This window comes from Micromonospora sp. WMMD1076, from assembly GCF_029581475.1.
In the GTDB taxonomy this organism is placed as follows: domain Bacteria; phylum Actinomycetota; class Actinomycetes; order Mycobacteriales; family Micromonosporaceae; genus Micromonospora; species Micromonospora aurantiaca.
In genome coordinates this window covers 3662627-3675420 of the sequence record NZ_CP120862.1, presented here as the reverse complement: position 1 = coordinate 3675420, position 12794 = coordinate 3662627, and the positions used below count along the sequence as shown (strand labels likewise).

Below are 12794 nucleotides of genomic sequence, written 5' to 3'. Positions count from 1 at the left end.
CGGTTCACCGCGGTCGCCGCGGCCTGCCAGCGCGGATTGTTCCACGCCGGACCGTCAGCCGTGCTCGAAGCCGGCGAAGACGACAGCCAGCGTCCGGGCTTGCAGGTGCTCGTCCCATCCACCGTGCAGGGCGCCCTGGCACATGCCGGCGAGCAGCGCCATCACCTCGGGCAGCCGTACCGAGCCGGCGACGATTCCGCGCCTCTCATAACCTGTCACCGGCCCGCCGCGCGGAGCATCGCCTCCGTCTCGGGGTCGGGTATGACCTCCCGAACCTCCTGGGCGCAGCGGCACGAGACGGCGATCTTGGCAGCCCACTTCAGCGCCTCGTCGCGTGAGGCCACGTCGAGGACCACGAAACCGCCGATGACCTCCTTGGTCTCCGGGAACGGCCCGTCGGTGACCATCCCGTCCGTACCGACGATGCTCGCCTGCTGCCGTTCGAGCCCGGTGCCGTACACGAACACGCCCGCGTTCACGGCCTCCTGGATGACCGCGTGCGCGTCCTTGCCCACCTCGGGGATCTCCTCGGCGGGGATGTGGTCCATCGCGCCGTCGTTGAACGAGACCAGGTACCGCGGCATGCCATGACTCCCTTGTCCGGGCGGCCCGGTCCGGCCGCCTCTCACCCGTACTACGAACGAGCCGCCCCGGATCCGACGCTATGCGCCCGTTCAGTGCGCTTCGAGGACGAAGAAGAGGAAGCGAACCCGGCGAAGCCGTCGTCGTGGTCCGGCCTCATCCGGCGTCCTCCGGGATGGGCACGGCGGTGCCGGTCACCGCGATCCCGGCGCCGGGTCCGGCGGGGATGCCGACGGTGAGCAGGCTCGGACGCCCCATGTCCTCGCCCTGCCGCACGGTCACAGTCGCGGGCGGCTGCACCAGGCCGAGCTCGCGCAGGTAGCCGCCGAACGCGGCGGCCGCCGCCCCGGTCGCGGCGTCCTCGACCACGCCGCCGGGCGGGAACGGGTTGCGCGCGTGGAACACCAGCGGGGACTCCCGGTGCACCAGACCGATCGTCGTCCAGTCACGCTCGGCCATCAACGCGCTCAGCGCCGCCAGGTCGTAGTCCAGGTCCGCCAGGCGCTGCCGGGTCGCGGCGGCCACGATCGGATGCCAGGCCCCGGCGTACGCGACACGCGGCGGCAGCGTCGCGTCGAGATCGTCCGGCGACCAGCGCAACGCGGCGAGCAGCGCCGCCAGGTCCTCGGCGGCCAGGGGTACGGTACGCGGCGCGACGCTTGTCAGCGTGGCGGTGGTGGTGCCGTCGGCCTGCACGCTCGTGGCGACCTCGACCAGCCCGGCGCGGGTGTCCAGGTGCAGCACACCGGGGCCGTGCCGCTCGGCGTGCGCGACCGCCGACGCGATCGTCGCGTGGCCGCAGAACGGCACCTCCGCCTTCGGGCTGAAGTAACGCACAGTGAACTGGCCGTCCCCGCCCGCGGGCACGAGGAACGCCGTCTCGGAGTAGCCGACCTGCGCCGCCACCTGCTGCATCTCGGTGTCGCCCGCACCGGTGGCGTCCAGGACGACACCGGCCGGGTTGCCACCGGCAGGGTCGGCGGTGAACGCCGCGTATCGGAGAACGTCCATGATCACGAGCCTAGCGCCGGCCGTCCGGCTCGTGTGCCCCGTGACCGGCTCACGGCGACACGGGGCCCCGGGGCGATCGACACGGAACTAGTCTCCGGTCATGAGCGGCTTCGAGATCACTGCGGTCGGCACGGTCCGCAACGACCGGACGGACATCCAGCTCAGCGACAACTGGGGTCCCGTCCGCAGCGCGATCGTCGTCGACGAGCGCTTCGGCGAGGCGTGTCTCCAGGGCCTGGAGGAGTTCTCCCACGTGGAGGTCCTGTTCGTCTTCGACCGGTTCCCGGACGACGGCGACCACCGCGAGCCCCGCCCCTACCGGGGCCGGGCCGACCTGCCGCCGATGGGCGTGTTCGCCGGTCGTGGCCCGCGCCGCCCGAACCGGATCGGCGTGACGTGCTGCCGGATCGAGTCCGTCGACGGCCGCGAACTGACGGTGGTGGGCCTCGACGCGGTGTCGGGCACACCCGTGATCGACCTGAAGCCGGTGCTGACGGAGTTCGTCCCCGCCGACGTCAGGCAGCCGGAGTGGGTCAGCGGCATGATGTCCGACTACTTCCAGCCGTAGCCCACCGTCGACCGGCAGCTCCGCGTCGGCGAGGCCGGAGAGGATCTCCCTCGACGACAGCGGCCGGTCCACCAGGCACTTGCCGTCGGACAGCAGCAGCGCCGGTACCGTCGTCGCGAGTTCGGCCTCGCTCAGCATCGCGCCGGACCCGGTGGGTCGTTGGTGGCCTCCCGGAGCACGCTGCCGGGCCCGGTGGAGCACGCGACCGTCGAGAGGGTCTGGTTCGACGAAGCCGTCACAGGCCGGTAGCGCGCCGGGATCGGCATCCCCGAGCGGTCGGAGGACTCGTCCCCTCCTCGACGACGGCGACACGTTCGCCGGCGTCACGCGCCGGCGGCCTCGTCCGGGTCACCGGTGAGCGATTCGGGAGCACGCATCCGCCACGCGTCGGTGACCAGCTCCGTCAGGCGCTCGACGCCGACGTGCGCCAGCCGCAGCATGACCAGGGGCGACCCGTCGTAGGCGGGCGTGGTGAAGAAGAGGTCGGGCTCGCCGAGGAGCAACGCCTGCTTCTCCGCCTCGTCGCCCACGTACAGCACCGCGATGTCGGTGCGAATGCGCCGCGGTCTGCCGGGCGTACGCTCGGGGTAGGACCAGACGAACCCCTTGCCGGCGACCCGGAAGTCGAAGCCGTCACTGTCGATCTCCACCACATCTGGTAGCGACAGCGCCAGCCGACGGACGTCGTCCGCGTCAACCATGACGGCCACCAGGGGACACCGCCTTCCACACCGGCACAGCCTAGCCGCCGCGCCGCCGCGCGGTGGGCAGGCCGTCAACGCCCGGTCCCGTTCCCGATGGTCAGATGGTGAATCCGCCGTCGACGTTCACAGTCGCCCCCGTGACGTAGCACCCGTCCGGGCCGGCGAGGAACGCCACCGCGGCGGCCACGTCGGCCGGCTGCGCGTAGTGGCCGAGCGCGGTGAAACCGTTGATCGCGTCGGCGTTCGGACCGTCGGCCGGATTCAGCTCGGTGTCCGTGGCACCGGGATTCACCAGGTTCACGGTGATCGCTCTGCCGCCGAGTTCGCGCCCGAGCGCCTTGGTCAGGCCGATCAGGGCGGTCTTGCTCATCGCGTACAGCGAGAAGCCCGGGAAGACCGTCCGCTCGGCCGTGTTGCTGCCGATGTTGACGATCCGTCCACCGGCCGACATGTGGCGCACCGCGGCCTGCGTCGCGACGAACGGCGCCCGGACGTTGACCGCAACGGTCTGGTCGAACTCGTCGAGACCCAACTGCTCCAGCGACCCGAGCAGGAACGCTCCCGCGTTGTTGACCAGAATGTCCAGCCTGCCCAGCTCACCGACGGCCCGGTCCACCGCCGCGACCACCGCCGCCGGGTCGGCGCTGTCGGCCCGCACGGCGATCGCCCGCCGCCCCGCCGCCTTGATCCGGTCCACCACGTCGTCGGCGCGTCGCTGATTCTGCTGGAACGTCAGCGCCACGTCGGCGCCGTCCTCGGCCAGGCGCAGGGCCACCGCCGCGCCGATGCCACGGCCACCGCCGGTGACGAGAGCTACCTTGCCGTCGAGTGCGTTGTTCATGCGGGAAAGCCTGGTCGACGACGAGCCGGGTGTCCGGCGGGGATCGGACGTCGCGTTCGCGACGCCGCAGGGACGTCGCGAGCGGCCGGCGACCGCGTGCGGCGGCTCAGTCCGCGCGGTCCAGCGTGACGGCGATACGCACGGGAGTGCTCGACCACAGTGCTTGCAGTGCCGGGTGGTGCCGCAGCTCCCGTTCGGCTTCGCCGACCGCGCGTTCCCGTTCGGGGCCGGTCCGGCTGAAATCGAAGCCGGTGTCCTGCACGTCGAGCCGGTCGAGGTCGGCGAGTGCGGGCGCGTCCGGAAACAGCAGGTCCAGGCTCACCTGCCAGTGCTCCGGCTGGTACCAGTCCGCCTCGCTCCAGGTTTCCCGCACGTCGACGGCGAACTGCCGGGTGCGATCTCCGCCACGCGATACCCACGACGTCGCTGACGCGTCGAGCATCCTGACGCAGGGCGTGCACGACTGGAGCATTCTCCTCCTGCGTGTCCGGACGGACGATGCCACCGTGCAGGAGGTCCAGGTAGCGAGCGCTGTCCCGCTCCGACGGGGCGATGACATAGCGGCGGATGGTGCCGTCAGCCGAATCCGGCATCGGCGGCGGATGATCCACGGTGACATCATCTCGGATCGGTCAGCGGCGCACCCGATAGCGCAGGTGCAGTACCCGGTCACCTGGAATCACCACGTCGGGATCCGCCAGCAGGTGCTGCGCGTCGACCGACCCGAAGAAGCGCTTGCCGGATCCGAACACCACGGGTACGACGTCCATGCGTACCTCGTCGACCAGGCCCGCGGCGAGCACCTGGCCTCCGACGTCGCCGGCGGCGACCTCGACGACCCGGTCACCGGCGAGCTTCTGCGCCCTGGCCACTGCTGCCTCGACGCCCTCGACGAAGTGGAACGGCGCCGCGGCGTCCCAGCCCTCGGGCGCGGGCCGGTGCGTCACGACGACCACGTGGTCGATCCCGCTCGGCGGCGTCCCGTCCCAGCCGTCGGTCAGGTCGAAGACGTGCCGGCCGACGACGGTCACCCCGATCCGGTCCCAGTACGGCCGGATGTAGTCGTGGGACGTCTGCGACACCCTCAACGCACCGTCGGCGTCCAACGCGACGTCACCGCTGGTCAACCAGTCGAACAGCGGGCCGGGCTGATCGTTGTCGTCCGCGACGAAGCCGTCCACCGACACCGCTGGCCGCCATGGCGCCGTCGTCACGCCGACGGCGTTCCGCACGGAGGCCGACGGCCGGATCGCCGTCACCGTTCATCAGGTGGTCCACGACAAGGCCGGAGCGAAGCTCGCCGGCCACACGGTCACGCACGTCTACCGCCTCGGCTACGGCTTGGCGACAGAGATGGAGATCCGCGAGTGACGCCACGTCCTCGCCGACGCCCGCTGGGCATACATCCGAATCGGCGATGAGTTTCGTCATGGCTTCCGGTCTGTATTCCCGCGCACCCGATCTCACGACTCTCGGGGAGAACGTCATGACCGCTACGTACCGGAGGCAAGCGTGAAACTTCTCCTCACATCCGCAGGCGTCCAGAACCCGAGCATCCGCGACGCGCTGGTGGACCTGCTCGGCAAGCCCATCGCCGAGTCCAGCGCCCTCTGCATCCCCACGGCGGCCTACCCGATGGGCGGACCGGCCTCCGCCTGGCGCTTCATCACCGGTCAGACACCACTACCCATGAGCGGCCTCGGCTGGAAATCGCTGGGCGTCCTCGAACTGACAGCGCTACCCAGCATCGGCCAGAAGCACTGGATCCCCTGGGTCCACGAGACCGACGTCCTGCTCGTGCACGGCGGCGACGCGACGTACCTGTGCCACTGGATGCGGCAGTCCGCGCTGGCAGAGCTCCTGCCGTCACTGACGGACACCGTCTGGGTCGGACTGAGCGCCGGCAGCATGGTGCTCACCCCCCGAATCGGTACGGACTTCGTCCAGTGGCAGTCCGCACCCGACGACCGCACACTCGGGCTCGTCGACTTCTCGATCTTCCCGCACCTGGGCCTCGAACCGGACAACACCCTGGCCGCCGCCGAGAAATGGGCGACCGAGATCGCCGGTCCGGCATACGCGATCGACGACCAGACGGCCATCAAGGTGACCGACGGCACCATCGAGGTCGTCTCCGAGGGGCACTGGAAGCAGTTCCCCTCGTAGCGGTAGCTACCCGAGCAGCGTCGCCGCTGCGGCCAGTGTGGCCAGCGACAGCGTTGTGGTCACTACCACCGCCCGGTTGGCGACCGCCTCGCCGACGCCGTACTCCTGGGCGAAGATGAACGTGTTCTGCGCCGTCGGCAGGCCCGCGCACACCACCACGGCGAGCAACTGCGGCGCGGACAGGTGCAGGGCCAGTCCGGCCGCGTACGCGATGACCGGCTGTACGACCAGCTTCAGCGCGGTGATCACGGCCAGCTCGGCGGGCTCGGCCGGCTCTACCCGCGACGGTCCCGTGCGGTGCAGCGACGCGCCGAGCGCAACCAGGGCGGCCGGAACCGCGGCACCGGCCAGCAGCGTCAGCGACGCGTCGGCCGCCGACGGCAGACGCAGGCCGGCAGCCGAGCACGCGACACCGAGCAGCGACGCCAGGATCACCGGGTTGCGTACGGGCAGGGAGGCGATCCGGCGCACCCTGATCCGCCCGGCCGGGTCGCTGCGCCGGTCCAGGGCGACCAGGATCACGGGCGCCACCACCAGCACTTGCAGCAGCACCACCACCGCCAGGAACGACACGTCGCCGAGAACCTGCGTCGCGATCGGGATGCCGAGGTTCGCCGAGTTCACGTACCCGGCGGTCATGCCCCAAATCGGCCGTTCGCCGGGCTCGCGACCGAACAGCCGGCTCGCGCCGGCCCACCCGAACCCGACGACCGCGACTGTGCTCACCCCGAAGGCGAACAGCGAGCGGCCGGCGAACCCGGACAGCGGCATCCGGGCCAGGGCCAGGAACAGGGCGGACGGCATCGCGAGCTGGAACACGAACCGGCCGAGCACCGACGCCGCCGCCTCCCCCAGCAGGCCCCAGCGGCAGGCCGCGTAACCCACCGCGGTAAGGATCCAGATCGGTACGAACGCCGACACCAGACTCATGCGGGCGTCACCGGCGGGCGGGCGTCGCGCCGGCTCTGGGACCGGCGGGCATCCGGGGTGTACGAGTCGAGAGACGCGCCGGCCAAGATCAGGTGCGCTGATCGGTCGCGGAGCGCGTGGGCGCCTCGGTCACCTCGGCTCCCTCTGTCGAGCTGGTCGCGAGAGATCACTCAACCTGATCCTCCGCACGCGTGATCAGCTCCCGCACCTGCTCCGATGAGAGCCGGCTGGCAACAGCTACCAGCCTGCCGGCTGATCGCTCGTGGAGTGAGACGACGGTTCGCCACGAGGCCGCGCAGGACCGAGGCGGCCTCATGGTTCACCCGGCCAGACTACCGACATGGACACTGTGGTTCGTCGACGCTGCGCGTCCTGGCTCGCCCCGTGCCGCCGGCGCGTCGCCACCCCCTGTCGGCATCCCGGAGCCTTGCGGGGAGCGTCCGGTCGCCCTGCCACCCGATCTCGACCCGCCAAGCGCCTAGGATGGTCCCGGTGACCATTCCCGAACGGCGATCCGCCGACGTCCCGACCGACGAAGCCCGGGTCGACGAGGCCCTGCGGCTGCTCTCCGGCGTGCCGGTCGCCCTCGACGTCGCCGTCAAGCGGCTCAGCCGTGGCAGTGGTGTGTACGCCTGGTGGGCTGCTCCCTCGGTCCTCCCGGACCTTCCCGGACCGTCGAACGACAGTGACCCGTCGCGGCGGATGCTCTATCTCGGCCGGGCGACCAGCCTGCGTGGCCGGATCCTGCGCAACCATCTGCGGCGTTCGGGCAGCTCGACGCTGCGCCGTACGCTGGCCGGCCTCCTCGTGTCCGAGGGTTACCGGACGACGTGGACCGACCAGGTCGTCCTGGTCCCCGAGGACGAGGCTCGGCTGACCGCGTGGATGCACGAGCACCTGCGCCTGACCTGGGCGGAGGACCCCGAGCCGGCGATCATCGAGGCCGAACTCGTCCGGCGTCTGCACCCGCCGCTCAACGTCCACGGCGTCGACCCCGAGCACATCCAGGCCGCCGTGGTCACCGCCAAGAACTCGTACAACACCGGCAGCGGCCCGGCCCAGCCCTGGCGCACGCCGTAGCCCGGCACGCTGCTGGAATCACATGATCCGTCGTATGCGTACCCTCGGGCGCTCGTTGCGCAGGTGACCCAGCTTGTGCTGGCGGACCTGCTCCTCCCACACCTCCTGGTCGTACTCCGGATCCGGCGCCGTCCACCGGTGCGACCCGTCGCTGTAGTGGAACTTCTCGTCGCCCGCCCGCAACACGCTCACCGCACCCACCCCAGGAACCGCCGGTGCAACGCCCCCGCCGGCGCCCAACTCAGATCCGCAGTCGCCCGGACCAGCTGCGCCCCCAGGTACACCGCCAGCGACACCGGCGCGCCCTCGTACTCCGCAAGAAGCTCCCGCCGCCGCGTCGCGCACGGCCACGGCGCACCGCACCCGCCGCACGTCCAGATCGGCAGCACCGGCCCGTGGGTGCTCACCCGCGCACCCCCAGGAAGCGGGCGACGCTCGCGCGCGCCTGCCGGCTGGTCGCCCACGCGACCTGCCAGCAGGGGTACGGAGTCAGCCGCGCCCACCACAGCCGGCAACCCACGCACATCCCGCCCAGACCCCGTACGTGCACCGCCAGGATCGCCTGTTCCGCAGTTCTCACTGGTCCTCCTGCGACGGCCAGTGACCGCGATTGATCGGTACGCGGTGGCGGCTGCGGCACGGCAGCTCCGCCCCGCAGCGGCACACCCACTGCCACTTCCGCCACGACCAGGCCGGGCGATGCCGGCGTGCGAGCGTCAAAGCAGCAGCGATCACGTACTGGTCGTAGGTGACTCGTCTCCACGGTGGTGTCCTCTCCCGCATCGCCGTTTCCTCCGCAGGGCAGCGGAATTCGACCGGGCCGCGAATCGCGGACCGGATCTGGAACGTTCGGTAACTACGACGCTACGATCACGGCGTCGATCACTGGACTCACCAGCGGTACGAGTGAGCCGATCAGGAACGCCACCTCGCGGTCCGCTTCCGGCGAAACGTCGACCACCGGTCAACGTAGGGATGTCAGTTGGCAGGTCACCGCAGTTCCATGCCGCAACGCGGCGAGGTGACGGGCTACCTCCTGAAGCTCATTCGGGAATCCGTGCCGCTCACCCAGGAACAACTCGCCGCGCATCTGGACGTGGATCGGGTGACCGTTCAGAGCTGGGAGTCGGGGCGCAGGCCGTTCACCGCCGTGCCATTCGGTCAGGCCGTTGCGATTCGCCAGCGCCTCGGACGGCTCGGAGCGAACACGAAGCTGCTGGCCGCTCTCGACGATGCCGCTGAGGCAGACCTCATCCTTGCGGCGCTCCTCCGGGACGAGGCGGACCGATCCCCCATCGCCGAGCAACCCCTCGGCTGGTCGGTGCTGACGCACCGTCTGACCGACCTGATCCTTTGGAGCGTCCTCGGACAGACGCCGACCTTCATCAGGAGCATCCCCACACCCCGCCGACGCGGCCCCGTGGCGAACGCCCCGATCCTGTCCGCCGACGAGAGACGGGCCTTCTTCGTACGCCTTCGCGAGCTGGCCGAGCGCTCAGCCTTCGAACGCGAGCCAGATGTCCTGCTGCACCGGCAAGCCTGCTTCCTTGCTGGCATGGACCCCACAGGCGCGTCCGCGTCATGGCTCGCCGACGGCACCACCCGGATAGCCCGCCGGATCACCGGCTTCCACACCTGGTCGCCGTTGTGGCCCGACATCCGGTCGATGGTGACCTCCCTGGCGAACCAGGGAGACCCGGAGCCGCTGAGAGACTTCATCACCCGCGCTCACCCGGACGATGCCTGCGAGCGGGCCGCGCTCAACTACTCCGCCTACTGGGTCGGTGAGATCCCGTACCGGCATCGCGACGACTCGTTCATGCCCGCCGCGCTAGGAGACTGGCGAGGAGTCGTGCTGTTCCGGCACCTGGTTCAGCGCCTCACCATCGGCCATCCGTTTGTCGACCTCAACGTGCACAACCTCTGGGCTCTGCTCATGGCGAGGCGCGGCCTCACCCACGACGACCTCGCGACCGGGCAGGTACTGGCCGACCGGTGCGCCACGCTGCTCGACAGTGACCAGCTATCCACGCAGTCACGACAAGAACTAACGTCTATCCTCTACAGCCTCCGTGCTGACGGAGTCACCGGTACAGGGACGGGCAGATGAGCGAGGACCAGGACGCCGCAGGAGCCATGAGCTTCATCTTCGAGGCCGGCGTGCTCAAGCGCGCTGCCCGTACCGGCTGGTGGTTCGCAGGCGTGAAGCACCCCGAGTCGATCGCCGAACACTCGTTCCGCACGGCGCTCATCGGCATGATGCTCGCAGCCATGGAAGGCGCCGACCCGGCCCGAGTCTCGATGTTGTGCGTCCTGCACGACACGCAGGAAACCCGGATCACCGACATCCCGCACATCGCCAAGCGCTACCTCACCGCCGCGCCCAACACAGCCGTCACCGCCGACCAAGTCGCCGACTGCCCGCCCGCCGTCGCCGACGTGATCACCGCTGCCGTCGCCGAGTATGAGGCCGGCGAAACCCTGGAGGCGGTGGTGGCCCGCGACGCTGACAAGTTGGAGTGTCTCGTTCAAGCGGTCGAGTACCGGCATCAGGGAGTCGCGGACGTGCAGCGCTGGATCGACAGCTCGCGGGCGGCGCTCAGAACAGCCTCTGCTCACCGGCTCGCCGACGCCACCCTTACCGGCTCTCCTACGGCATGGTTGAGTCCGCCCCGTTCATGAAGTAATCGTCCAGCCGATCGCCGTTCGCCCACGCCGCATCCCATGATCATGACCCTGCTCGGCGCTCCCGCCGCTGCACCAAGCAATGTTTACTCATTGGTCTTAGTGATCGCCGGGATACTGCCGAAGTCACGGTCTTGAACCAGGACACGCCGCCCTTCGCCGAGATGACCTTCGTTTGATGACTAGACCGTGTCATCGCAGCGACGACACCGTCGCCGAACACCTCGCCTCCGGTCGAAGGGCAGCGCGTCCGCCAATAACTTGATTCGGAAACCGGTCGGATCGGCCCCGGCTGGCAACTACATGCCTGTTTGCGAGCACTACGATTCGACCCACGCGTACTTAGCGACCAACGTTCACAGAGTAGGCCATCGATCGCCTGGCAAGACGCAGGACCAGCACGCGTGGCTCATCGACAGACTGAGCGCCCGGCTCCATCTCAAAGAACACCTGACGCTTCGATCAGGTAGCTGACTCGGCCTTGATTCTTGAAGACATTCCCCGGGTAAGAGTTTTCAGGAAAAACCCCCACAAATGCCGATATGTAACCAAGAACTTCGTCCTCTAGATTGGTGAGGGCAGCCTTCACATCACTCGCAGGCTCCTTCAAGAACTTGTCACCCAGCTTGCGCATGACAATATGCGCGATAACGCGCCTACCGTGAACCGCGATTCCCGCCTGCACACCATCGGCCTGGCGCTCAAGCTTGTCCAAGACCTCATCAACTGCGGCAGTGATTTCAACCGCGCGACTGAGCCGCAACGGATCTGTCTGCTCATTGAAGAGAGTCTTGTAGAATGATGGGTTCGAGAAGAGAAGCGATACCTCTCTTTTTGCGACAACAGCGAGGTTGACACTCGGCGCAGCACAGGCTAGTGCAACAGCCGCCTCCCGTAGCTCGATAATCTTCTCCGGGTTCTTGGATTTCGGAATCTCGGCCGAGCGCAGAATATACTCGTATCCCAAGACACCCAATTCACGCACTAGACGATGCTGCTCCTTGTCTAGGAACGCAAAATCCTGACTGGAAACCTCATTTTGAGTATTAGCATATCGAGTGATCGATCGCCCGAGTTCCTCTTCCGCCTCAGGAACTTCGATGCAGCGAACAAGGACGAACGCACTTCCCAGACCCGCTTCATACTCTGTGCCCATCGCCGCACCAAGCGTCGAGACTGTCTGCGCCCCATTCACGATGCTTGCACGCTTCAGCTCAAAGTAACCCACATCTCGATTCAGAGCTCCACCTGGACCAATTTCGATTGAGCCCGCGAGAACAGTTACGCCGTTGTTGTAGAAGACGAAGTTCTGTGGCTCGTCCCGAATGGTCTGCAGAATACCTTCATTGATGTCGGAACGAGGGATCACTACGCGAATATTCTCGGCAAAGAGCTCATCACGATGGGTTGTGTACCATCCAGCCAGTTCTGCTGCACTGACCCGGCCATAGTACATTTTTTGCGGCTCGGCAGCGCGACCCCAGTCAATCATCTGAAGTTTGAGATTGACGGCTGGCCGCGCTTGATCTGAGATGGAACTGAAGAGCGCCGCTTGAGCAATATGGACGTGCGACGCAAGTGGCTCGATACCTTCAAGGTCATTAAGCTGATCTAGCAGCTCGACGATCGGAGCAGCTACCTCCTCCGAGAGAGGATCCGCTGCCGTCGTCACCGTTACGAGCCGAATCTTCGCACCCGGCGTCTTGAGTAGATCGCTAACTGCCAACCGCGTGGTCTCACTCGCATGAGCGGGCTCCGCATCTGACTTCATCCCTAAAAGCGATCTCACACCTTGAAGGAACTTAAGAACATCACCAAGAGCCATCGACCCAGTTCCATCTTGGCGCCATTTCGATTGAACAAATACGACAAGCTTCGCACCAAAATCTACACCAACCGCATCAATGCCGCGATCGTCGCCTCCGTCGGTGATTTCGATCACACGGTTTGTGTCGTCAGCCGAAGAGAGGGAAAGGTGGACCGCATGGAGAGCGAGAATCCTAGAAAGGTTGGCAAAATCGTCTAGCTTCGCGGTCCAGTAATTATCACCGTACAGGGCGCGCACGCGAGTCTCAATTTGACTGACGTGGAATTTGCTCACAGCAACCTCTTTCGAAGGACCGCTCAACCGTGAAGCGAGCGAGAGAGATGGTACATTGCCGCCTGCATTCCTCGCTGGTCCGCCTACTTGGGTTTCCTGCGCCACCGATGCTCCCAGGCGCCCGCG

At 67.8% G+C, this 12794-nt stretch carries 17 protein-coding genes; 5 read left to right on the top strand and 12 right to left on the bottom strand.

The window, feature by feature from the left end:
- Window positions 1–54 precede the first annotated feature (54 nt).
- The 3 genes from O7622_RS17415 to O7622_RS17405 form a co-directional block, all read right to left on the bottom strand.
- The gene (locus O7622_RS17415; protein ID WP_282314271.1) at window positions 55–219 is read right to left on the bottom strand and encodes a hypothetical protein; all 165 of its coding nucleotides are present in this window, start codon (window positions 217–219) and stop codon (window positions 55–57) included.
- The gene (locus tag O7622_RS17410; RefSeq protein ID WP_282309224.1) at window positions 216–584 is read right to left on the bottom strand and encodes a YciI family protein; all 369 of its coding nucleotides are present in this window, start codon (window positions 582–584) and stop codon (window positions 216–218) included. The genes O7622_RS17415 and O7622_RS17410 overlap by 4 nt, the downstream gene beginning before the upstream one ends.
- 154 nt (window positions 585–738) lie before the next feature.
- Window positions 739–1593: a PhzF family phenazine biosynthesis isomerase gene (locus tag O7622_RS17405; RefSeq protein ID WP_282309223.1), complete on the bottom strand. Its 855-nt coding sequence runs from the start codon at window positions 1591–1593 to the stop codon at window positions 739–741.
- Between the two features lie 100 nt (window positions 1594–1693).
- On the opposite strand from O7622_RS17405, the gene O7622_RS17400 reads away from it, so the two are divergent.
- Window positions 1694–2161, top strand: a complete 468-nt coding sequence (locus O7622_RS17400) for an SAM-dependent methyltransferase (protein WP_282309222.1) — start codon at window positions 1694–1696, stop codon at window positions 2159–2161.
- Between the two features lie 323 nt (window positions 2162–2484).
- Here O7622_RS17400 and O7622_RS17395 read toward each other — a convergent pair whose 3' ends face one another.
- From O7622_RS17395 to O7622_RS17380, 4 genes are all read right to left on the bottom strand, one after another.
- Window positions 2485–2862, bottom strand: coding sequence for a hypothetical protein (locus O7622_RS17395; RefSeq protein WP_282309221.1), 378 nt, complete (start codon window positions 2860–2862; stop codon window positions 2485–2487).
- Window positions 2863–2962: 100 nt separating this feature from the next.
- On the bottom strand, window positions 2963–3706 hold the full coding sequence (locus O7622_RS17390) for an SDR family oxidoreductase (RefSeq protein WP_282309220.1): 744 nt from the start codon (window positions 3704–3706) through the stop codon (window positions 2963–2965).
- 106 nt (window positions 3707–3812) lie between these two features.
- Window positions 3813–4148, bottom strand: a complete 336-nt coding sequence (locus O7622_RS17385) for a hypothetical protein (protein ID WP_282309219.1) — start codon at window positions 4146–4148, stop codon at window positions 3813–3815.
- Between the two features lie 190 nt (window positions 4149–4338).
- Window positions 4339–4920 (bottom strand): dihydrofolate reductase family protein, encoded by a 582-nt coding sequence (locus O7622_RS17380; protein WP_282309218.1) that lies wholly within the window; start codon window positions 4918–4920, stop codon window positions 4339–4341.
- A 298-nt stretch (window positions 4921–5218) separates the two neighbouring features.
- Between O7622_RS17380 and O7622_RS17375 the strand changes: the two genes are divergently transcribed.
- Complete coding sequence (locus O7622_RS17375) at window positions 5219–5872, top strand: Type 1 glutamine amidotransferase-like domain-containing protein (RefSeq protein ID WP_282309217.1); 654 nt, start codon at window positions 5219–5221, stop codon at window positions 5870–5872.
- Window positions 5873–5878: 6 nt separating this feature from the next.
- Here the strand turns inward: O7622_RS17375 and O7622_RS17370 are convergent, their stop codons facing one another.
- Entirely contained in the window at window positions 5879–6802 is a 924-nt protein-coding gene (locus O7622_RS17370) for an AEC family transporter (protein WP_282309216.1), read from the bottom strand.
- 483 nt (window positions 6803–7285) lie between these two features.
- Here O7622_RS17370 and O7622_RS17365 point away from each other — a divergent pair, with 483 nt between their 5' ends.
- The gene (locus O7622_RS17365; RefSeq protein WP_282309215.1) at window positions 7286–7882 is read left to right on the top strand and encodes a GIY-YIG nuclease family protein; all 597 of its coding nucleotides are present in this window, start codon (window positions 7286–7288) and stop codon (window positions 7880–7882) included.
- 18 nt (window positions 7883–7900) lie between these two features.
- On the opposite strand, the gene O7622_RS17360 is transcribed toward O7622_RS17365, so the two are convergent.
- Genes O7622_RS17360 through O7622_RS29250 form a run of 3 tightly spaced genes read right to left on the bottom strand, consistent with a single transcriptional unit; the run spans window position 7901 to window position 8645 of the window.
- Complete coding sequence (locus O7622_RS17360; protein WP_282309214.1) at window positions 7901–8074, bottom strand: hypothetical protein; 174 nt, start codon at window positions 8072–8074, stop codon at window positions 7901–7903.
- Window positions 8071–8289: a hypothetical protein gene (locus O7622_RS17355; RefSeq protein WP_282309213.1), complete on the bottom strand. Its 219-nt coding sequence runs from the start codon at window positions 8287–8289 to the stop codon at window positions 8071–8073. The genes O7622_RS17360 and O7622_RS17355 overlap by 4 nt, the downstream gene beginning before the upstream one ends.
- Window positions 8286–8645: a hypothetical protein gene (locus O7622_RS29250; protein ID WP_348774032.1), complete on the bottom strand. Its 360-nt coding sequence runs from the start codon at window positions 8643–8645 to the stop codon at window positions 8286–8288. The genes O7622_RS17355 and O7622_RS29250 overlap by 4 nt, the downstream gene beginning before the upstream one ends.
- 219 nt (window positions 8646–8864) lie before the next feature.
- Between O7622_RS29250 and O7622_RS17345 the strand changes: the two genes are divergently transcribed.
- Window positions 8865–9992, top strand: coding sequence for a helix-turn-helix transcriptional regulator (locus tag O7622_RS17345; protein WP_282309210.1), 1128 nt, complete (start codon window positions 8865–8867; stop codon window positions 9990–9992).
- Entirely contained in the window at window positions 9989–10564 is a 576-nt protein-coding gene (locus O7622_RS17340) for an HD domain-containing protein (RefSeq protein WP_282309209.1), read from the top strand. Before O7622_RS17345 ends, O7622_RS17340 begins: the two co-directional genes overlap by 4 nt.
- A gap of 442 nt (window positions 10565–11006) precedes the next feature.
- Here the strand turns inward: O7622_RS17340 and O7622_RS17335 are convergent, their stop codons facing one another.
- Window positions 11007–12668, bottom strand: a complete 1662-nt coding sequence (locus O7622_RS17335) for an AIPR family protein (protein ID WP_282309208.1) — start codon at window positions 12666–12668, stop codon at window positions 11007–11009.
- Between the last annotated feature and the right edge of the window lie 126 nt (window positions 12669–12794).

Coding starts and splice junctions, on each gene's coding strand:
- O7622_RS17400 (WP_282309222.1), top strand. CDS start 1,694: ATGAGCGGCTTCGAGATCACTGCGGTCGGCACGGTCCGCAACGACCGG.
- O7622_RS17340 (WP_282309209.1), top strand. CDS start 9,989: ATGAGCGAGGACCAGGACGCCGCAGGAGCCATGAGCTTCATCTTCGAG.
- O7622_RS17405 (WP_282309223.1), bottom strand. CDS start 1,593: ATGGACGTTCTCCGATACGCGGCGTTCACCGCCGACCCTGCCGGTGGC.
- O7622_RS17395 (WP_282309221.1), bottom strand. CDS start 2,862: ATGGTTGACGCGGACGACGTCCGTCGGCTGGCGCTGTCGCTACCAGAT.
- O7622_RS17410 (WP_282309224.1), bottom strand. CDS start 584: ATGCCGCGGTACCTGGTCTCGTTCAACGACGGCGCGATGGACCACATC.
- O7622_RS17390 (WP_282309220.1), bottom strand. CDS start 3,706: ATGAACAACGCACTCGACGGCAAGGTAGCTCTCGTCACCGGCGGTGGC.
- O7622_RS17370 (WP_282309216.1), bottom strand. CDS start 6,802: ATGAGTCTGGTGTCGGCGTTCGTACCGATCTGGATCCTTACCGCGGTG.
- O7622_RS17385 (WP_282309219.1), bottom strand. CDS start 4,148: ATGCTCGACGCGTCAGCGACGTCGTGGGTATCGCGTGGCGGAGATCGC.
- O7622_RS17365 (WP_282309215.1), top strand. CDS start 7,286: ATGGTCCCGGTGACCATTCCCGAACGGCGATCCGCCGACGTCCCGACC.